Source organism: Saccharopolyspora sp. NPDC002686 (genome assembly GCF_040295745.1).
In the GTDB taxonomy this organism is placed as follows: Bacteria; Actinomycetota; Actinomycetes; order Mycobacteriales; family Pseudonocardiaceae; genus Saccharopolyspora; species Saccharopolyspora oryzae.
Window position 1 is genome coordinate 1 of the sequence record NZ_JBEOVY010000120.1, and the last position, 20,048, is coordinate 20,048.

The 20,048-nt window shown below is 69.7% G+C and carries 16 protein-coding genes and 1 pseudogene; 10 read left to right on the forward strand and 7 right to left on the reverse strand.

The genetic code is table 11. From position 1 onward, the window contains the following. A pseudogene (locus ABTZ89_RS17680) lies at nt 1-351 on the reverse strand (PQQ-dependent sugar dehydrogenase); the annotation flags it as partial. A gap of 380 nt (nt 352-731) precedes the next feature. Here ABTZ89_RS17680 and ABTZ89_RS17685 point away from each other — a divergent pair. Further along, nucleotides 732-2,279 (forward strand): BCCT family transporter, encoded by a 1,548-nt coding sequence (locus ABTZ89_RS17685; protein WP_351045798.1) that lies wholly within the window; start codon nt 732-734, stop codon nt 2,277-2,279. 6 nt (nt 2,280-2,285) lie between these two features. Here the strand turns inward: ABTZ89_RS17685 and ABTZ89_RS17690 are convergent, their stop codons facing one another. Continuing rightward, the gene (locus ABTZ89_RS17690; protein ID WP_351045800.1) at nt 2,286-3,203 is read right to left on the reverse strand and encodes an alpha/beta fold hydrolase; all 918 of its coding nucleotides are present in this window, start codon (nt 3,201-3,203) and stop codon (nt 2,286-2,288) included. A 112-nt stretch (nt 3,204-3,315) separates the two neighbouring features. Between ABTZ89_RS17690 and ABTZ89_RS17695 the strand changes: the two genes are divergently transcribed. Continuing rightward, nucleotides 3,316-4,068 carry a DoxX family protein gene (locus tag ABTZ89_RS17695; protein WP_351045803.1) on the forward strand — a complete coding sequence of 251 codons (753 nt, stop codon included), beginning with the start codon at nt 3,316-3,318 and terminating at the stop codon, nt 4,066-4,068. A gap of 119 nt (nt 4,069-4,187) precedes the next feature. On the opposite strand, the gene ABTZ89_RS17700 is transcribed toward ABTZ89_RS17695, so the two are convergent. The 5 genes from ABTZ89_RS17700 to ABTZ89_RS17720 form a co-directional block, all read right to left on the reverse strand. Continuing rightward, a complete protein-coding gene (locus tag ABTZ89_RS17700; RefSeq protein WP_351045806.1) occupies nt 4,188-4,598 on the reverse strand; it encodes a hypothetical protein in 411 nt (136 codons plus the stop codon). Nucleotides 4,599-4,634: 36 nt separating this feature from the next. Continuing rightward, nucleotides 4,635-5,444: an alpha/beta fold hydrolase gene (locus ABTZ89_RS17705; RefSeq protein WP_351045809.1), complete on the reverse strand. Its 810-nt coding sequence runs from the start codon at nt 5,442-5,444 to the stop codon at nt 4,635-4,637. 75 nt (nt 5,445-5,519) lie between these two features. Continuing rightward, the gene (locus ABTZ89_RS17710; protein ID WP_351045812.1) at nt 5,520-6,569 is read right to left on the reverse strand and encodes an RNA polymerase subunit sigma-70; all 1,050 of its coding nucleotides are present in this window, start codon (nt 6,567-6,569) and stop codon (nt 5,520-5,522) included. 99 nt (nt 6,570-6,668) lie between these two features. Further along, nucleotides 6,669-8,513: a dihydroxy-acid dehydratase gene (gene ilvD / locus ABTZ89_RS17715; RefSeq protein ID WP_351045815.1), complete on the reverse strand. Its 1,845-nt coding sequence runs from the start codon at nt 8,511-8,513 to the stop codon at nt 6,669-6,671. Nucleotides 8,514-8,664: 151 nt separating this feature from the next. Further along, entirely contained in the window at nt 8,665-9,138 is a 474-nt protein-coding gene (locus ABTZ89_RS17720; RefSeq protein ID WP_270951112.1) for a PH domain-containing protein, read from the reverse strand. A gap of 368 nt (nt 9,139-9,506) precedes the next feature. Between ABTZ89_RS17720 and ABTZ89_RS17725 the strand changes: the two genes are divergently transcribed. The 8 genes from ABTZ89_RS17725 (at nt 9,507) to ABTZ89_RS17760 (ending at nt 19,969) form a co-directional block, all read left to right on the forward strand. Then, nucleotides 9,507-11,336: an acetolactate synthase large subunit gene (locus tag ABTZ89_RS17725; RefSeq protein WP_270951113.1), complete on the forward strand. Its 1,830-nt coding sequence runs from the start codon at nt 9,507-9,509 to the stop codon at nt 11,334-11,336. Nucleotides 11,337-11,343: 7 nt separating this feature from the next. Beyond that, the gene (gene ilvN, locus ABTZ89_RS17730) at nt 11,344-11,850 is read left to right on the forward strand and encodes an acetolactate synthase small subunit (RefSeq protein WP_270951115.1); all 507 of its coding nucleotides are present in this window, start codon (nt 11,344-11,346) and stop codon (nt 11,848-11,850) included. A 247-nt stretch (nt 11,851-12,097) separates the two neighbouring features. Continuing rightward, complete coding sequence (gene ilvC, locus ABTZ89_RS17735) at nt 12,098-13,093, forward strand: ketol-acid reductoisomerase (RefSeq protein WP_270951116.1); 996 nt, start codon at nt 12,098-12,100, stop codon at nt 13,091-13,093. Between the two features lie 166 nt (nt 13,094-13,259). Next, nucleotides 13,260-13,505: a DUF397 domain-containing protein gene (locus ABTZ89_RS17740; RefSeq protein ID WP_270951140.1), complete on the forward strand. Its 246-nt coding sequence runs from the start codon at nt 13,260-13,262 to the stop codon at nt 13,503-13,505. 319 nt (nt 13,506-13,824) lie between these two features. After that, complete coding sequence (gene serA, locus ABTZ89_RS17745; RefSeq protein ID WP_270951118.1) at nt 13,825-15,420, forward strand: phosphoglycerate dehydrogenase; 1,596 nt, start codon at nt 13,825-13,827, stop codon at nt 15,418-15,420. Between the two features lie 294 nt (nt 15,421-15,714). Further along, complete coding sequence (locus ABTZ89_RS17750) at nt 15,715-16,758, forward strand: 3-isopropylmalate dehydrogenase (protein WP_270951120.1); 1,044 nt, start codon at nt 15,715-15,717, stop codon at nt 16,756-16,758. A 384-nt stretch (nt 16,759-17,142) separates the two neighbouring features. Next, nucleotides 17,143-18,774 (forward strand): citramalate synthase, encoded by a 1,632-nt coding sequence (cimA, locus tag ABTZ89_RS17755; RefSeq protein WP_351045822.1) that lies wholly within the window; start codon nt 17,143-17,145, stop codon nt 18,772-18,774. Between the two features lie 412 nt (nt 18,775-19,186). Beyond that, a complete protein-coding gene (locus tag ABTZ89_RS17760) occupies nt 19,187-19,969 on the forward strand; it encodes a fumarylacetoacetate hydrolase family protein (protein WP_270951124.1) in 783 nt (260 codons plus the stop codon). Nucleotides 19,970-20,048 lie beyond the last annotated feature (79 nt).

The window sequence follows — 20,048 nt, forward strand, 5'->3', positions numbered from 1 at the left end:
GTTGCGCTCGACCCGCAGCACGCGTCCGGTGCTGCGCTCGCCGACCAGTGCGGCGCTGCCGTCGGGCAGCACCGCGATCGCGCCGATCGGGTCCAGGCAGGTCGCCACCACGGCCGGGTCGGGGTCCTCGCAGCCCACCGGCTTGGCCGGTTCCTCCCCGGGGGTGCCGGGTACCGGCGGTGGCGCTTCGCTCTCGAAGGACGGTTGCGGACCGGCCTGCGGCGCCAGCGACGGCGGATCGGACCACGGCCTGGTGTGCTCGTCCGGGAACTGCGCGCAGCCCGCCAGCAAGGTGCCGAGCACTGCGGTGGTGCTCAGCAGGACTCGGCGCATGCGATTCGGGACTGCCACGACGCCCGAGCCTATCGGCCTGCCGGTGAATCCTCGGTGAGCCTTCGGCATTCCGCTGGGCGGAAGATCGGCGCCGCGCACCGGAGCTCCACCCTCCCCGCCAGGAGGCGAGCCGCGCTCGGCACCGGTCCGATTCCGTGTCCCTCGTCATGCTCCGGCGGGGTGGTTTCGACCAGTTCGGCACCGGAAGGCTAGCGTTTCCGGGTTCGTTGGCGCCGATCCGGAGGACTTCCCCAGTTGAATCGATCGGCTCAGGCCGATCCGATCAGGCGCCGACCTCCGATGCGTTCCGCTCCGCCGTCCTCGGCGATCGCGCGTGCGAACCAGGAGCCGTCGATGCGCCTGATCAGGCGCCCCGCACCCGAGAAGATTGGTACCCCGTGACTTCGACGAGCGCGGAAATCCTGGACAACGGCGAGCCACGCACCCGGACCGACCTGGTCGTGTCCGTGCTGGCCGGCGGGCTGCTCACCGCTTTCGTGGTGGCCGCGCTGCTCGCTCCGCAAGCGACCGGGGACGTGGTGACCGCCGCGTTCACCGCCTGCGCCAGCTGGTTCGGTCCGTACTGGCAGGTCCTGCTGCTGGCCACGTTCGGGATCGCGGTCGTGCTCGGTGCCTCGCGCTACGGCCGGGTCCGGCTCGGCGGCGACGTGGAGCCCGAGTTCGGCACCTTCAAGTGGCTGGCCATGATCATGTGCACCCTGCTCGCCGCGGGTGGTGTGTTCTGGGCCTCCGCGGAGCCGGTCTACCACTTCGCCGACCTGCCGCCCGCCTACGCGGACGTGCCGCCCGGATCGACCGAGGCGGTCACCGTCGCGCTCGCGCAGAGCTTCTCGCACTGGGGGTTCCTGGCCTGGGCGGTGCTCGGCACGCTCGGTGCGATCGTGATGATGCGCGCCCAGGAGAAGGGCCTGCCGCTGCGGCCGCGCACCCTGCTGCACCCCGTCTTCGGCGAGCGCATCCAGCGCCACTGGCTGGGCACCGTCGTCGACGTCATCTGCATCATCGCCGTGGTCGCGGGCACCGTTGGCCCGATCGGTTTCCTGGGCATGCAGGTCTCCTACGGCATGTCGACGTTGTTCGGCACGCCGGACGACTACGCGATGCAGGTCGCGATCATCCTCGGTCTCACCGCGGTCGCGGTCATCTCCGTCATCACCGGTGTCGACAAGGGGATCCAGCTGCTCAGCCGGTTCAACGTGTGGCTGGCGGTGGCGACGATGGCGGCGATCCTGGTGCTCGGGTCGGCGGCGTTCGTGGTGGACGGCTTCCTGGGCGGTTTCGCGCGGTACGTGCAGGACTTCGTGCCGATGACGCTGTACCGCGGGGACACCGAGTGGTTGAGCAGCTGGACGGTGTTCTTCTTCGGCTGGTTCATCGGCTACGCGCCGCTGATGGCCATCTTCGTCGCGCGGATCTCCCGCGGTCGCACGGCGCGCAACCTGATCGGCTTCACCGCCGGTGTGGCGCCGGTGGCCACCGCGCTGTGGTTCACCGTGCTGGGCGGCACCGGGATCATGCTGGAGCAGCGCACTCCCGGATCGGTGTCGGGGCCGCTCACCGACGTCGGATTGCCCGCCGCGCTCGTCTCGATCGCGCAGCAGCTGCCCTGGGGCGGTGTGCTCGGCGTGGTGCTGCTGGTGCTGACCACGACCTTCGTGGCCACCACCACCGATTCGATGTCGCTGGCCATCGCCACTGCCGGGACGACCGGTGGGGAGCCGAACAAGTTCTCCCGGGCCTTCTGGGGCTTGCTGATGGGCGTCGCGGCGGTCGCGCTGATCGCGGTGGGGGACAGCGGGGTCAGCGCGCTGCAGTCGTTCATCGTGATCACCGCGGTGCCAGCCGGTTTCGTGTTGCTGCCCACCCTGTGGGCGGCGCCGAAGGTGCTGCGGGAAATGGCGGCGGAGCAGGGCATCACCAGCTGACCCGTGTCATCGCCGGGTGCTTCGGCGGCGGGGGACTCGGGTTTGGAGGGGCAGGCGGATGCGGGGGATCGACGGGGGCGGCGGATCGATGCCGAGGCGGGCGCACTCGACGGCCTCCACCCGGCGCAGCAGGAGGGCGAGTTCGGTTCGGACCGCGTCCGGGGCTTCGAACGGGAGGAAGTGGGAGGCGGGCAGGGTCCGGACCCGGGCTTGCGGCAGCTCCGCGAGGGACTTCGCGATGGTGCGGGTGTCGGAGAGGACGTCGTGGGCGCCGGTCAGGACCGTGATCGGGCAGGACAGCCCGGAGACGCGAGATCGGGCGGCAGCGCTCCACGCGAGGGTCAGTTCGGCGTGCCAGCGCCAGTCGTGCTGCAGCATCCGGCGCATCGAGGCGGCCAGCGCCCGGTCCGGCAGCAGGTGCGCGGTCTTGAGCCGGGGGAGGCGAGCGGTGATCGATTCGACGAAGTCGCAGACCACTCGCAGCGATGCCGATCCGCCCAGCGCGAGCAGTCGGCGGGCGCTCTCCGGAACTCCGAGGGCGTGCAGCAGGGCGTCCGCGCCGAGCGTGGGCGGACCGGCGAGCAGCAGCAGTCCGCGGATCCGGTCCGGATAGCGTTGGGCGAGTTCGACCGCCAGCACGGTGCCGCCGGACCAGCCGACCACGACGCCGGTTTCCGCTCCGGCCGCGTCGAGCGCGGCGATCGCGTCCTCCGCGTGATCACGCGGGGTGGCCGCACGACTGCGGCGAGGCGTCCAGCTGAGTGTCCGGGCGGCGGAATCGACCGGCAGCAGTTCGGGTTCCGCGCTCAGCTCCGGGCATCGCAGCACCATCGGCCGAGCGGCCGCACCGGCCTCCGCCCACTCCCGGAAAGACGTGCTTTGTCCTGCGGAAACATCGTGATCCGGGAATGCCTGGCGCGTCATCGGACCATTCTGCCGCAGCTGCGCGCGGGCGGTCTCGAAGCAGTCACGTGTCGGTGAGTGTTTACCTGAAGGGGTCGCACGTTGGGGTGAACATGCCCTAGCCTCGTCCGGCGTGAGGACTCACGACGATCGCCCCGGCGGTGCGGGCGGCTCCCCCGACGACCGCAACTACGGCGCGCACGCCCAGCAGCCCGGTGCGGGTGCGCCAGGTGCACGGAGCACGCAGAGCCTCGGTGCGCAGAAGAGCTACGACTACTACGACGATGACGACGGCTACAGCGACGCCGAAGCCACGTCGTTGGTCAACACCGGCGGGCGCGACGACGACCTGTACTACGACGACGTCCGCGACGGCCGCAAGCGGTTCGCCTGGAGCGGCAGCACCGACCTCGGTCTGCTGATCCTGCGGTTGGCGCTGGGCGGCATCTTCCTCGTGCACGGCGCGCAGAAGCTCTTCGGCGTGCTCGGCGGCCCCGGCCCGGAAGGCGCGGCCAAGATGCTGGCCGGCATGGGTTTCCAGAACAGCGGTGTGCTGGCGCTGGTCACCGGCGGCACCGAGCTGGGTGCCGGTGCGCTGCTGGTGCTCGGCCTGTTCACCCCGCTGGCCGCGGCCGGTGTGGTCGGTGTGATGGCCAACGCCGTCTTCCTGAAGCTCGGCAGCGGATTCTTCGCCGCCACCGGCGGTTTCGAGTTCGAGGCGACGCTCGGCGTGCTGGGCCTCGGCCTGATGTTCACCGGCCCGGGTCGGGTGGCGCTGGACTACGGGCGGGTGTGGTTCCGCCGTCCGCTGATCTTCGGCTTCATCAGCCTGATCATCGCCGCCGGAGCGGCGGCAGCGGTGTTGCTCCTGTTCCACAAGCCCTGATCGGCATTCCGAAGCGGGGGCGCGCACGCGAAGTGCGCGCCCCCGCTTGCTGTCGTGAGTGTTTTCGGGTGCTATAGCCCCACAAAGCACTCACGGCCTTTGACCTGCGGAAGGTGTGGTCAGCGGATTCGGGTCTGCTCCGCGTGGTATCCGCCGCCCGGCCAGACCCAGTCGCCCGCGAGGTGATCGCCGTCGGCGCTGAACCGGGCGCGGTAGTGGGCGGACGAACCCTTCTCGCCGCCCCAGATGATCAGCGTGTCACCGTCGATCTCGTAGACGTAGTCGAGGGTTTCGCCGTCGGCGCCGTAGAACCGGGACTTGAGGTCCGCGCCGGGTTCGGTGGCCCCGAAGGGCTTCTCGCGGCCGATGATCTCGATGCCGCGCACCCGGTGCCCGTCCTGCTCGATGTCGATCTCCTGGTGCAGGAAGTGCTCGCCCGGCAACCACGAGTAGGTGACCTGGCCGGTGGCGCCGCCGCTCACCCGCCAGGTGCCGACGAGCCGGTCGAGGCCGCGAATGGTGTCGTCCACGGTGCTTTCCGCCTTTCAACGGGAAATCGGAATCGGTCAGCCGCGCAGGAATTCGACGATCGGCGCGGCGAGCTCGGCGGGCGCCATCATCACGGCGCCGTGGTTGAGACCGGGCAACGTGCGGTGCTCGGCGGTGGGCAGCACTTCGGCGATGGCGCGGGCCGCGCTGTGGAACCCGGCCGGGCTCTTGCCGCCGGTCAGCACGAGAGCGGGCGAAGCCGTCGACCACTCCTCGGCCTTGAGCGGTTCGCCCTGCTGGGAGTCACCCATCACCGCGATGTCGTGGGGCAGCGTGTGCGCCATCGCCTTGAGGCCGGACCACACGCCGGGCATCAGCCGCATCATGGCGACCACGAACCCGGGCATGCCCTGCGCCTTGGTCATGAAGTACTTGACGGCCGCGCCGCGCCGGTCATCGGCGAGCAGTGCGTCGATGTGCCGCGCGAAGTCCCACGGCGGGCCGAAATCTCCCTTCTCGACCACGAACGGCGGCTCGTAAACAGCCAGCCGTTCGACGTCGAGCTCGGCCGCGGCGCGCAATGCGAGCACCGCGCCGGAGGAACTGCCGAACAGCGAGGCCGAACCACCGGCGTGCTCGATCAGCGCTGCGATGTCCTCGATCTCGCGCTCGACCGCGTAGTCCGCCGCGTTGCCGCTCGCGCCCCGGCCGCGCCGGTCGTAGTTGATGACGGTGAAGTGCTCGGCCAGCAGGGCGGCGAGCTTGCGGGCGTCGGACCGGTCGGCCAGCGCCGAGGACACCAGGACGACCGCCGGGCCGCTGCCGGATTCCTCGAACGCGACCTCGGTGCCGTCGTGCGAGCGGACTGCGTGTTTCGTGGTGCTCATGTCTTCTCCGTCCCCGGTGCCGTCTTCTGCTCGTGTGACGGCCCCTCGGCGGAAAAGGAATCGGTGCGGCGGAGATCAGTTCGGCGGCAGCACCAGCGGCAGGCCGGCCGCGGCGAACCAGCGCGGTTCGAACGAGGTGATCGCGGTGATCCGGCCGTCGTCGACGCGCAGCACGTCGAGCACCTGCGCGCGGAACTCCCCGGCGAGGTCGCGAGTGTGCTCGGCGGTCGGGCGCTGGACGTAGTGCGCGACGGCGGGCTGCCGGTTCACGCTGGTCGGCACGCTGCGCCACGCGCCGAGGTACCACTGCGAATCGCGGTCGAAGACCTGCCGGGCGAAGTCGAGCAGCGGGTCGCGGCCGACCAGCCAGGCCGGGTGCGGCGGCATCGTCTGCCGCACGTCCTCGGCGAGCAGTCCGGCGAGGGCGTCCAGGTCGGCCTGCTGGTGCGCTTCGACGTACTGCCGCACCAGTGCGCGCTCATCGGCGCTCGGTTCCGCGGACTGCGTCCAGTCGTCCCGGTTGCGGGGAAGCTGCTGCTTCAACGTCGCCCGCGCCCGCTGCAACGCGCTCTTCACCGAGGCGACGCTTGTCCCCAGCAGCGCCGCGGTTTCGGTGGCGGGCCAGCCCAGCACGTCGCGGGTGATCAGCACGGCCCGCTGCCGGGCTGGCAGCTGCTGGATCGCGGCCAGGAACGCGAGCTCGACGGTCTCCCGCGCGACCGCCACCGCGGCGGGCTCCTGCTCGGCGTCGGCGACCGGTTCCAGCAGGTGGTCCGGAACCGGTTGCAGCCAGGGAACTTCGATCGGCGGCGACCCCGCTCCGGCCAGCGGCGGAACCCGGTAGGGGCCGGCCACCCGCTTGTTCCGGTCGATCAGGTCGAGGCACGCGTTGGTGGCGATCTTGTACAGCCAGGCGCGGAACGTCGAACGGCCCTCGTAGGACTCGCGGCGCCGCCACGCCCGCAGCAGCGCCTCCTGGACGACGTCCTCGGCGTCGTCGAACGAGCCGAGCATCCGGTAGCAGTGCACCTGCAGCTCCCGGCGGTAGCGCCCGGTCAACTCGCCGAACGCGACCTGATCGCCGCCCTGCGCCGCGGCCACCAGCGCGCTGATCTCGTCCGACACGACCCGCCACCTCCTGGGACTCCGCGTCAACACTAGTTCCCGAAAACGTGAGAACGGGCCCGCATCGAGCAGATGCGGGCCCGTTCTTCGTGCGGGCGGTTACTTGTTGACGTCGCGGACCGCGCCGTAGGAGGCGGAGGTGGCGAGGCGGGCGTAGGCGCGCAGCGCCGCCGTGACCTGGCGCTCGCGGCCCACCGGCTGCCACGGCTGCTCGCTGGCGTCCATCTTGGCCCGGCGCTCGGCCAGGACCTCGTCGGAGACCAGCAGTTCCAGCTTGCGCTCGCGGACGTCGATCAGGATCTGGTCGCCGTCCTCCACCAGACCGATCGCGCCGCCGTTGGCCGCCTCGGGGGAGATGTGGCCGATCGACAGGCCCGACGAACCGCCGGAGAACCGGCCGTCGGTGATCAGCGCGCACTTCTTGCCCAGACCGGAGCCCTTCAGGAACGCCGTCGGGTGCAGCATCTCCTGCATGCCGGGGCCGCCGGAGGGGCCTTCGTAGCGGATCACCAGCACCTCGCCGGGCTGGATCTCCTTCTTCAGGATCGCCGACACGGCCTGCTCCTGGCTCTCCAGCACGCGCGCCGGGCCCTGGAAGTACCAGAGGTCCTCCTCGACGCCCGCGGTCTTGACCACCGCGCCCTCTTCGGCGAGGTTGCCCTTGAGCACGGCCAGCCCGCCGTCGGCGGTGTAGGCGTGCTCGACGTCGCGGATGCAGCCGCCCGCCGCGTCGGTGTCCAAAGAGGACCAGCGGTTCTCGGTGGAGAACGCCTTCGTGGTGCGCACCCCGCCCGGCGCGGCGTGGAACAGCTCGATGGCCTCCGGCGACGGGGATTCCCCGCGGATGTCCCACTTGGACAGCCACTCGGTCAGGCTCGAGCTGTGCACCGAGGAGACGTCGCGGTGCAGCAGACCCGCGCGGTCCAGCTCCCCCATGATCGCGGTGATCCCGCCGGCCCGGTGCACGTCCTCCATGTGGTAGTCGGAGTTCGGGCTGACCTTCGACAGGCACGGCACCCGGCGGCTGGTCTCGGCGATGTCGTCCAGGTCGAAGTCGACCTCGCCCTCGATCGCGGCGGCCAGCGTGTGCAGCACCGTGTTGGTCGAGCCGCCCATCGCCATGTCCAGCGCCATGGCGTTCTCGAACGCCTTCTTGTTCGCGACCGACCGCGGCAGCACCGACTCGTCGTCCTCGCCGTAGTAGCGCTTGGCGATGCGCACGACGGTCCGGCCGGCCTCCTGGAACAGCGCGCGGCGCGCGGCGTGCGTGGCCAGCGTCGAGCCGTTGCCGGGCAGCGCCAGGCCGAGCGCCTCGGTCAGGCAGTTCATGGAGTTCGCGGTGAACATGCCCGAGCAGGAGCCGCAGGTCGGGCACGCGGAGCGCTCCACCTCGCTGAGCCCGTCGTCGTCGACCGCGGAGTTGGCGGAGGCGGCGATGGTGGTGATCAGGTCGGTGGGGGCCTGCGCGACGCCTTCGACCACGACGGCCTTGCCGGCCTCCATCGGACCGCCGGAGACGAACACCGTCGGGATGTTCAGCCGCATCGCGGCGTTGAGCATGCCCGGGGTGATCTTGTCGCAGTTGGAGATGCACACCAGCGCGTCGGCCTTGTGCGCGTTGACCATGTACTCCACCGAGTCGGCGATCAGCTCGCGCGAGGGCAGGGAGTAGAGCATGCCGCTGTGGCCCATGGCGATGCCGTCGTCGACCGCGATGGTGTGGAACTCCCGGGGCACGCCGCCCGCTTCGCGGATCGTCTCGGCCACCACGTCGCCGAGGTCGCGCAGGTGCACGTGCCCGGGCACGAACTGGGTGTAGGAGTTGGCGATCGCGACGATCGGCTTGCCGAAGTCGTCGTCGGTCATGCCGGTGGCACGCCAAAGCGATCGGGCGCCCGCGGCATTGCGTCCATGGGTAGTAGTACGAGAGCGCAGCTGAGGCATATCCACCTTCTCGTTCGGGAAGAGCAACGCATTTCACCCGGCGCGGGTGTTCGGTGGTCTCAACGGGAACGCGCGCGGCGACTTCCGCTGGAAACACCCGTCGCCGAAGGGACGCACCTTGTGGGCGCGGGGAGTGGCGGTGCCGCCGAGATTACTCCTGCGATTCCGGGTTGGGCAGGCGCCCACCGCTCATCACGGACAAGCGGGGCAGGTCGCGCACCCGCACCGCGGGCAGCGTGATCTCCTTGCCGGAGGTCAGGACCGCCTTGAGCCAGCGCTTCTCGTCCAGGTGCAGCGAGACGACCTCGTCCCAGTCGAACCGGTCACCGCTCAACGCGGTGCGCACCGCGACGCGCTCCGGGCTCACCGTGGTGCGGGTGCGCACGATCCACCAGGACAGGCCCAGCGGGATCAGGTAGACCAGCAGGCCCCACGGGTACGCGGCCCAGGCCAGCGGGGTGGCGCAGACGAGGATGGCGAGCACCGCGAGCTGCGACACCGGGGTGATCCGGAAGGTCAGCGACTTCGGGAGCTCGGGCTGCTTCGGCTGCTCGGAGCTCGCCGGGGTCTCGGCGACCTGGTCGTCCTCGGGCTGCTCGGGCTGCTGCTGGGGGGTCTCGCTCACGCCATCGATGGTCTCACCTGCGGTCGGAGCCCCGCCAAGGTCCTGCTCGGTGGACGGCATATGCCCCGACCGGGCGCGTTGTGTGTCACACTGCGAGCAGTTGGAACACATCTGAGCTGCGGCGATGGTGTTCCGGGCGGAAATCGGGAGTCCAGCATGCGGGAAAACTGTCCCGCATTGTTTGACAGAACGGGTCGCGCCGATTAACGTCCAAGCCATGCTGCGACTGCACGACATTCTCGTACTTCCCCGGCGCGTCGACGCCTAGGAAGTTCGCAGCGTCGACGCGCCAACCCTCGTGGGGCCATTTGTGGTCCGCGGGGGTTTTTTCGTGTCCAGCCCAACCTACCGACCTTGAGGCAGACCCGATGACCAGCGCCAACACCAGGCAGAATCCGGTCCCGGCGCCCCCGCCTGGACGCCGCCCGAAACCCGCACCGCCCAGCGGTGCCCCAGTGAAGGTCACCGGTGCGCAGGCACTCGTGCGTTCCCTGGAATCCGTGGGCTGCGAGATCGTTTTCGGCATTCCGGGCGGCACCATCCTCCCGTCCTACGACCCGCTGCTCGACTCGCAGAAGGTCCGGCACGTGCTGGTCCGGCACGAGCAGGGCGCGGGGCACGCGGCGACCGGATACGCCCAGGCCACCGGCAAGGTCGGGGTCTGCATGGCCACCTCCGGCCCCGGTGCGACCAACCTCGTCACCGCGCTGGCCGACGCGCACATGGACTCGGTGCCGGTGGTGGCCATCACCGGTCAGCAGAGCACCGCGCTGATCGGCACCGACGCCTTCCAGGAAGCCGACATCTGCGGCATCACGCTGCCGATCACCAAGCACAACTTCCTGGTCACCAAGGCCGAGGACATCCCGCGCACCATCGCCGAGGCGTTCTACATCGCCGCCAGCGGTCGCCCGGGTCCGGTGCTGGTCGACATCCCCAAGGACGTCCAGCAGGCCGCCACCTCGTTCTCCTGGCCGCCGGAGATGAAGCTGCCCGGCTACAAGCCGACCAGCAAGCCGCACGGCAAGCAGGTCCGCGAGGCCGCCAAGATGATCACCGAGGCGCAGCGCCCGGTGCTCTACGTCGGCGGTGGCGTGATCAAGGCCGACGCGCACGCCGAACTGCGCGAACTGGCCGAGCGCACCGGGATCCCCGTCGTCACCACGCTGATGGCGCGCGGCGCGTTCCCCGACTCGCACCCCCAGCACCTGGGCATGCCCGGCATGCACGGCACGGTCGCCGCGGTCACCGCGATGCAGCGCGCCGACCTGCTGATCGCGATGGGCACCCGCTTCGACGACCGGGTCACCGGCCAGCTGTCGTCGTTCGCGCCCGAGGCGAAGGTCGTGCACGCCGACATCGACCCGGCGGAGATCTCCAAGAACCGCCACGCGGACGTGCCGATCGTCGGCGACTGCAAGGACGTGCTCGCCGAGCTGATCGACGCGGTCGCCACCGCCACCACCGAGCACGGCACGGCGGACCTGACCGCCTGGTGGGAGCAGCTCAACGACTGGACCGACCGGTTCCCGCTGGGCTACGAGTGGCCCGGCGACGGCAGCCTGTCGCCGGAGTACGTCATCGAGCGGCTGGGCGCGATCGCCGGGCCGGAGGCCATCTACGCGGCCGGCGTCGGCCAGCACCAGATGTGGGCCGCGCAGTTCGTCAAGTACGAGAACCCGCGCACCTGGCTGAACTCCGGCGGTCTGGGCACCATGGGCTACGCGGTTCCGGCCGCGATGGGCGCCAAGGCCGGTGAGCCGGACAAGGTCGTGTGGGCCATCGACGGCGACGGCTGCTTCCAGATGACCAACCAGGAACTGGCCACCTGCGCCATCGAAGACCTGCCGATCAAGGTCGCCGTCATCAACAACGGCAACCTCGGCATGGTCCGCCAGTGGCAGAACCTGTTCTACGCCGAGCGCTACTCGCACAGCGACCTCGGCACCCACAAGCACCGCATCCCGGACTTCAAGCTGCTCGCCGAGGCCTACGGCTGCGCCGGCCTGCGCTGCGAGTCCAAGGAGGACGTCGACAGCGTCATCCAGCGGGCGATGGAGATCAACGACCGCCCCGTCGTGATCGACTTCGTGGTGGGCGCGGACGCCCAGGTCTGGCCGATGGTGGCCGCCGGGACCAGCAACGACGAGATCATGGCGGCGCGCGACAGCCGCCCGCATTTCGAGGACGAGGAGTGAGCGGGCGATGAGTCGACACACGCTCAGCGTGCTGGTGGAGAACGTTCCGGGCGCCCTGGCCCGCGTGGCCGGGCTGTTCTCCCGCCGCAGCTTCAACATCGAGTCGCTCGCCGTCGGCCCGACCGAGCACCCGGAGATCTCCCGGATGACGATCGTGGTCGCGGTCAACGAGCAGCCGCTCGAACAGGTCACCAAGCAGCTCAACAAGCTGGTCAACGTGATCAAGATCGTGGAGCTGGAACCGGAGGTGGCGGTCCAGCGGGAACTGCTGCTGGTCAAGGTCCGCGGCGACGCCTCGGTGCGCAGCCAGGTCCTGGAGACCGTGCAGCTGTTCCGCGCGAAGGTGGTGGACGTCTCGCCTGAGGCACTGACCATCGAGGCGACGGGTACCGCCGATAAGCTCGACGCATTGCTGCGAATGCTGGAACCCTACGGCGTCCGCGAGATGGTGCAGTCGGGAACGATCGCGATCGGTCGTGGCCCCCGCTCCATCACGGCCACAGCAGTGCGATAAACCCCCGCCACAGGCCGAAAAAATTGAAGATCTGCGGAGCCGTCCTGCGTAGCGGTGCCGGTAGCGGAACCTCAGACGCCGTCTGGCTGCGGGATCCCCGACTCATGTATGACCAATACACAGCGCTGGGGCTGTCCTCGCCAGACGACGTCTGAGAACCCGCGGCGGTGCAGGTTGCGAGGGTGAGGCCAAGCGGCTTCGCCGCTTCGAAGCAGGTCGAAAATCCGAAAGGAAACGCTGAATTCCCATGGCAGTTGAAATCTTCTACGACGCGGACGCCGACCTGGGCATCGTGCAGGGGCGCAAGGTCGCCGTCATCGGCTACGGCAGCCAGGGCCACGCCCACGCGCTGAGCCTGCGGGACTCGGGCGTCGACGTGCGGATCGGTCTGCCGGAGGGCTCCAAGTCGCGCGCCAAGGCCGAGGAGGAGGGCCTGAAGGTGCTGACCCCGGCCGAGGCCTCCGCCGAAGCCGACCTGATCATGATCCTGGCGCCCGACACCAAGCAGCGCGAGATCTACGCCAACGACATCGCGCCGAACCTCAAGCAGGGCGACGCGCTGTTCTTCGGCCACGGCTTCAACATCCGCTACGGCCTGATCCAGCCGCCGGCCGACGTGGACGTCGCGATGGTCGCCCCGAAGGGCCCGGGCCACCTGGTCCGCCGCCAGTTCGTCGACGGCAAGGGCGTTCCGTGCCTGATCGCCGTCGAGCAGGACGCCTCCGGCAACGCCCAGGCGCTGGCGCTGTCCTACGCCGCGGCCATCGGTGGTGCCCGCGCCGGCGTCATCAAGACCACCTTCAAGGAGGAGACCGAGACCGACCTGTTCGGTGAGCAGGCCGTCCTCTGCGGTGGTGCTTCCGCGCTGGTCCAGGCCGGTTTCGAGACCCTGGTCGAGGCGGGCTACCAGCCGGAGATCGCCTACTTCGAGGTGCTGCACGAGCTCAAGCTGATCGTCGACCTGATGTGGGAGGGCGGCATCGCCGGCCAGCGCTACTCCTGCAGCGACACCGCTGAGTACGGCGACCTGACCCGCGGCCCGCGCGTCATCGACGCCCACGTCAAGGAGTCGATGCGCAAGGTCCTGGGCGAGATCCAGGACGGCACCTTCGCCAAGGAGTGGGTGGCCGAGGACGAGGCCGGTCGCCCGAACTTCACCAAGCTGCAGGCCGAGGGCAACGCCCACCAGATCGAAGAGGTCGGCAAGAAGCTCCGCGCCCTGATGTCCTGGACCAACAAGTGATCTAGGCAGGCGAAAAGCTTCGGCTGCGCGCCCATCCGCGCGTTCCGCCGATGTGCGCGGCCCGGTGCCCCCACAAGGGACACCGGGCCGCGCGCTGTTCGTAAACCTGCGGAAATTCCCCCTGCTGGGGGGCGTTTCGCGGCTGTGCGTGAGGGATACAGTGCGGATCGTGAGTGAGAACGAGATCGTCGACGACAAGGCGCACATCCGCGACCGGCTGGACTTCTCCACCGCCGAGTGGATCACCAGCACCGACGACCCCGACGAGCCCGGCGTGGAGATCGCGTTCGTCGACGGCTACATCGGCATGCGCAACGGTGCGGACCCGGAAGGGCCGGTCCTGGTGTTCACCCCGGAGGAGTGGGACGCCTTCGTCGCCGGCGCCAAGGACGGCGAGTTCGACGAGCCGTGAACGATCCGCGGAAACCTCAGGCGCCTTCTCGTCGCCGGGAAGACGTCTGAGAACCCGCCCACTGCGCTCGAGTGCGACGTCGCATCCAGAACCACTAGTCCGATTTGGTGGCAATTAGCCCCGTCGGGCTCGCGCCCTCCTTTTTTCACACCCGGATTGATCTGCGACAATGCTGGTCAGGCGGGTTCTCGGATGAGTGGTCGGAAAACCGGTGATCCGGGCTACACCCTTGTGAACTCTTTCTCAATCTCCCGTTAAACTCGCCATTCGTCCGGGCACATCGTCGTGCCGACCGTGATCTTCCTACTGGAGTTCGCCCGTGACCAACGCAAGCCGTCCTGTCGTCCTGATCGCCGAGAAGCTGGCTCCGTCCGTGATCGACGCGCTGGGAGACGGTGTCGAGATCCGCAACGTGGACGGTACGGACCGGCCCGCGCTGCTCGACGCCGTTGCCGAGGCCGACGCGCTGCTGGTCCGTTCCGCCACCAAGGTCGACGCCGAGGTGCTGTCCGCGGCGAAGAAGCTCAAGGTCGTCGCCCGCGCCGGGGTCGGCCTCGACAACGTCGAGGTACCGGCCGCCACCGAGCGCGGCGTCATGGTGGTCAACGCTCCCACCTCCAACATCGTCTCGGCCGCCGAGCACGCGATGGCGCTGCTGCTGTCGCTGGCCCGCAACGTCCCGCAGGCCGACGCGAGCCTCAAGGGCGGCGCGTGGAAGCGCAGCTCCTACACCGGTGTCGAGCTCAACGGCAAGACCGTCGGCGTGGTGGGCCTGGGCAAGATCGGCCAGCTGTTCGCGCAGCGGGTGGCCGCGTTCGGCACCAAGCTGATCGCCTACGACCCCTACGTCTCGGCCGCTCGCGCCGCGCAGCTGGGCATCGAGCTGGTGTCGCTGGAGGAGCTGCTCGCCCGCGCCGACGCGATCTCCATCCACCTGCCCAAGACCGCTGAGACGCTGGGCCTGATCGGCGCCGAGGAGCTGAAGAAGGCCAAGCCCGGGCTGCTGGTCGTCAACGCCGCCCGCGGTGGCCTGATCGACGAGGACGCGCTGGTCGACGCGCTGCGCAACGGCCAGATCGGCGGCGCGGGCATCGACGTGTTCAAGACCGAGCCGACCACCGAGAGCCCGCTGTTCGAGCTGGACAACGTGGTCGTCACCCCGCACCTGGGCGCCTCCACCGCGGAAGCGCAGGACCGCGCGGGCACCGACGTGGCCCGCTCGGTGCGGCTGGCGCTGCGCGGCGAGTTCGTGCCGGACGCGGTCAACGTGCAGGGCGGCGCGGTCGGCGAAGAGGTCCAGCCGTACCTGTCGCTGACCCAGAAGCTCGGCCAGCTGCTGGCCGCGCTGCTGGGCACCACCCCGAGCTCGGTGACCGTCGAGGCGCGCGGTGAGCTCGCCGCCGAGGACGTCTCGGTGCTGCAGCTCGCGGCGCTGCGCGGCGTGTTCGCCGGTGCGGTGGAGAACCAGGTCACCTTCGTCAACGCCCCGCAGCTGGCCGAGGACCTGGGCGTGCAGGTCGAGGTCGTGACCTCGCCGGAGAGCCCGAACCACCGCAGCGTGGTGACCGTGCGCGCCGGGCTCGCCGACGGCCGCACCGCGCGGGTTTCGGGTGCGCTGTCGGGCTCGAACCTGGTCGAGAAGCTGGTGGAGGTCAACGGCCGCCACTTCGACCTGCGGGCCGAGGGCAACGTGCTGCTGCTGGAGTACCCGGACCGCCCGGGCGTGATGGGCAAGGTCGGCACGCTGCTCGGCGAGGTCGGCGTGAACATCGAGGCGGCCACCGTCAGCCAGACCACCGAGCGCTCCGACGCGATCATGCTGCTGCGCGTGGACCGTCCGGTCGAGCCGGGCGTGCTGGAGCCGATCGGTGCCGCCGTCGGCGCCCGCATCGTTCGCACGGTGACGTTCGAGTAAGTCCCCAAGGGCCCAGACGCGGGGTGTGCCGGAACCGGCGCACCCCGCGTCTGCGTTGGGCCGGTTGTGCCTGTTACTGCACGGTTGGGTGAACCTGTGTGCGTTCCGCGTTGTGGGACGTCCTCAGCGTCGGACCAGGACTCCAAGGTCGTTTCACTCTTTCGGGTGTCCCACAGTTCGGGAAGGTTCATCCACTTGGTGGGCCCGGCATGCCGCTGTCCACGTTCGTGCCGGTAGCCTTCGGCTCAACAGTTCGAGCCCCGCAGTTCGGGGTGGTTCTCGGGAGGTGTGTAGATGCGGCTCGCTGTGATCCCCGGTGACGGGATCGGGCCGGAAGTGATTGCCGAGGCACTCAAGGTCCTGGGTGAAGTCGTACCGGATACCGAGATCACTCGATACGACCTCGGCGCCGCGCGTTGGCACTCGACGGGAGAACTGCTTCCCGAATCGGTCCTCGGGGAACTCAGGCAGCACGACGCGATCCTGCTCGGCGCCGTGGGCGACCCCTCGGTGCCCAGCGGCATCCTGGAGCGCGGTCTGCTGCTGCGGTTGCGCTTCGAGCTCGACCACCACGTGAACCTGCGCCCGGCGCGGCTGTACCCGGGCGTGAAGAGCCCGGTGGCCGACCCCGGTGAGATCGACATGGTCGTCGTGCGCGAAGGCACCGAGGGCCCGTACGCGGGCAACGGCGGCCTGCTGCGCAAGGACACCACGCACGAGATCGCCACCGAGGTCAGCATCAACACCGCGTTCGGCGTGGAGCGCGTGGTGCGCGACGCGTTCGCCCGCGCGGCCTCCCGGCCGCGCAAGCACCTGACGCTGGTGCACAAGACCAACGTGCTCACCCACGCCGGCTCGCTGTGGTCGCGCGTGGTGGAGGAGGTCTCGCTGCAGTACCCGGACGTCACCGTCGCCTACCAGCACGTGGACGCCACGACCATCCACATGGTCACCGACCCGAGCCGGTTCGACGTGATCGTCACCGACAACCTGTTCGGCGACATCATCACCGACCTGGCCGGTGCGGTCACCGGTGGCATCGGGCTCGCCGCGAGCGGCAACATCGACGCCACCCGCCGCAACCCGAGCATGTTCGAGCCGGTGCACGGCAGCGCTCCGGACATCGCCGGGCAGGGCGTGGCGGACCCGACGGCCGCGGTGCTGTCGGTGGCCATGCTCCTCGACCACGTGGGGATGTCGGAGGCGGCCAAGCGCGTCGAGGCGTCGGTCGCGTTCGACCTGGCGACCCGCGACCACTCGGCGCCGGGGGCGACCTTCGCCATCGGCGACCGCCTCGCGGCCCTGGTCTCCTCGCGGGAGGTCGCGCCCCAGGCGTGATCGATCGCGACGAAGAAGGCGTCCCTCCGGGGGCGCCTTTTTCGTTCCCCCGATCGAGTGTCGTGGATCCGCAGTTTCAATTGAAACTGTGGTCCGCCGTGGGTGGGATCTGCAGTTTCAATTGAAACTGCAGTCCGTCCCGGCCGGATCCGGGCATCGGGCGCCTGTCCGGATGGTGGGAAGTTGTGATCAGCTGGTGGTCGCGTGGTGCGTTGTGGCAGCATGGGGACGTGGCTTTCCGCAGTGTGATCATTATTGGCGAGCGCGCCGGGTAGACGACTCCGCACCCCGGCGCGCTGACCTCTCGCATCCCTGCGGGGGGTCTTTTTTGTTGCCTGCGCCCGCCGCACCCACCCAACTCCGACGCCATCGGGAGAAGATCCAGTGACCCGCACGACTCCGGCCGGAACCCCTCTGGGCGACGAATTCCACGTGTACGACACGACCTTGCGGGACGGCGCGCAGCGCGAGGGCATTTCCTACTCGGTGACCGACAAGCTCGCCGTCGCGCGGCTGCTGGACTCGCTCGGCGTCGGCTTCGTCGAAGGTGGCTGGCCGGGCGCGCTCCCCAAGGACACCGAGTTCTTCCACCGCGCCGCCGAAGGCGAGCTCGAACTCCGGCACGCCGCGCTGGTCGCGTTCGGCTCGACCCGCCGGGCCGGGGCCAAAGTGGACGAAGATCCGCAGGTCCGGGCACTGCTGGACTCCCGCGCCCCGGTGGTGACCTTGGTGGCCAAATCGGACCGCAGGCACATCGAACGGGCTCTGCGCACCGATGTCGCCGAGAACTGCGCGATGGTGGCCGACACGGTGCGCCACCTCGTCGGCGAGGGGCGTCGCGTGTTCCTCGACGCCGAGCACTTCTTCGACGGTTACGCGTTCGACCCGGACACCTCGCTGCGCGTGCTGGAATCCGCTGTGGAGGCCGGCGCGGACGTCGTGGTGCTGTGCGACACCAACGGCGGTCAGCTGCCGCTGCAGCTCGCCGAGACGGTCGGGGAAGTCGTTGCGCGCACGGGATTCCGCCTCGGGATCCACTGCCAGGACGACACCGGCTGCGCGGTCGCCAACAGCGTCGCCGCGGTGCAGGCCGGTGCCACGCACGTGCAGTGCACCGCCAACGGCTACGGCGAGCGGGCCGGCAACGCGGATCTGTTCGCGGTGCTGGGGAATCTGGGCGTGAAGCTCGAGATGCCCGTGTTGCCGGAGGGAAAGCTGCGCGAGCTCACCCGGACTTCCCACGCGCTCGCCGAGATCGCCAACCTGGCGCCGGACACGCACCAGGCGTACGTGGGGCAGTCGACCTTCGCGCACAAGGCGGGTCTGCACGCGAGCGCGATCAAAGTGGACCCCGAGCTGTACAACCACATCGATCCGGCCGTGGTGGGCAACGGTATGCGGGTGCTGGTCACCGAGATGGCCGGGCGCGCGAGCCTGGAGCTCAAGGGCGCTGAACTCGGTCTCGACCTGTCGTCGGCGCCGGATGCGGTCACCGGCGCGGTTCGCCGGGTCAAGGAGCTCGAAGCGCGCGGCTGGTCGTTCGAAGCCGCGGACGCCTCGCTGGAACTGCTGCTGCGGCGCGAGATGGTCACCGCGGCCGGTGCCGAACCGGTGGAAGCACCGTTCGAGCTGGAGTCCTACCGCGTGGTGCTCGACCACCGCTCCGACGGCGAGGTGATCGCGGAGGCCACCGTGAAGGTGCGCGTGGCGGGGCAGCGGGTCATCGCGACCGCGGAGGGCAACGGCCCGGTCAACGCGCTGGATGCGGCGCTGCGCGAAGCGCTCGTCCCGCACCTGCCGTGGCTGGAATCGGTGGAGCTGGCCGACTACAAGGTCCGCATCCTCACCGACGCCCCCGGTACCGACGCGGTGACCCGGGTGCTGGTGGAGTCCCGCGACGGCGAGGAGGAGTGGACCACCGTCGGCGTCCACGCCAACATCGTCGAAGCCAGCTGGCTGGCCCTCTGCGACGCCCTGGTCTACAAGGCCTCCCGCAAGCCCACCGCCTCCCGCTGACCGCTTCGACGTGACGTGCGCCGCAAATTCCATGGAAATCGGACGTCCAATTTCCATTGAAATTGCATCAGGTGCGGTCTGTGACCGCGAGGCATGACCGGCACCGTGCGGTGAGGGTCGCATGCGCCGCAGGCGCATAGCCCACCCTCGGCGCTTGCGCCGCCGCGGGTTCTCAGCGTTCGCCTGGCGAGGACGGCTCGACTGCCGTGTATTGGCATACATCAAGTCGGGCACCCGGAGTCCAGGCGGGCGCTGAGGTTCCGCTACCCGCACCGCCACGCAGGACGAGGATGGAAAACCCTCGACGGAATTCGCGGGGGACCGGGCTCCGGGTTCCGCCGCTGGAGCTGGTGGTGGGGTTCGGAGATAGGCTTTCGAGTCGGAAGTCCACAGTTGATCGCGGAGGTTCGTCTTGCGCTTGGCACGTGTCGCCCACTCCGACGGGGTGTCCTTCGTGGCACTGGAGCCGGATCCGGCTGCGCCGCAGGAGAAGGTGCTCGCGGTCGAGATCGACCAGCACCCCTTCGGCGACCCCACCTTCACCGGGCGCAAGTGGCCGATGGGCGATGTCCGGCTGCTCGCCCCGATCCTGCCCACGAAGGTCATCTGCATCGGCAAGAACTACGCCGAGCACGCCCGGGAGATGGGCGGTGAGCCGCCGGCGAACCCGGTGATCTTCATGAAGCCGAACACCTCGGTGATCGGCCCGAACATGCCCATCAAGCTGCCCCCGAACTCCGAGCGGGTGGACTTCGAGGGCGAGCTGGCCGCGGTCGTCGGCCAGCCGTGCAAGGACGTGCCGGAAGCGCGCGGCACCGAGGTCCTGCTCGGCTACACGATCGCCAACGACGTCACCGCGCGCGACCAGCAGCAGGCCGACGGCCAGTGGACCCGCGCCAAGGGCTACGACACGTTCTGCCCGCTGGGCCCGTGGATCGACACCAGCGTCGACCCGGCCGACCTGGCGATCCGCACCGAGCTGGACGGCGAGCTCAAGCAGAACTCGCGCACCTCGCTGCTGCTGCACGACGTCGGCGCGCTGGTGTCGTGGATCTCGCGCGTGATGACCCTGCTGCCCGGTGACGTGATCCTCACCGGCACCCCGGCGGGCGTCGGCCCGATGCAGGCGGGTCAGAAGGTCTCGGTCTCCATCGACGGCCTCGGCACCTTGACCAACCCGGTCCAGCAGGGCTGATCCCGGCTACGACGACCCGGCGCACGCCCGCGATCGCTACCCCGTGGTGTACCTGGTCCACGGCTACCCCAGCGGCGGC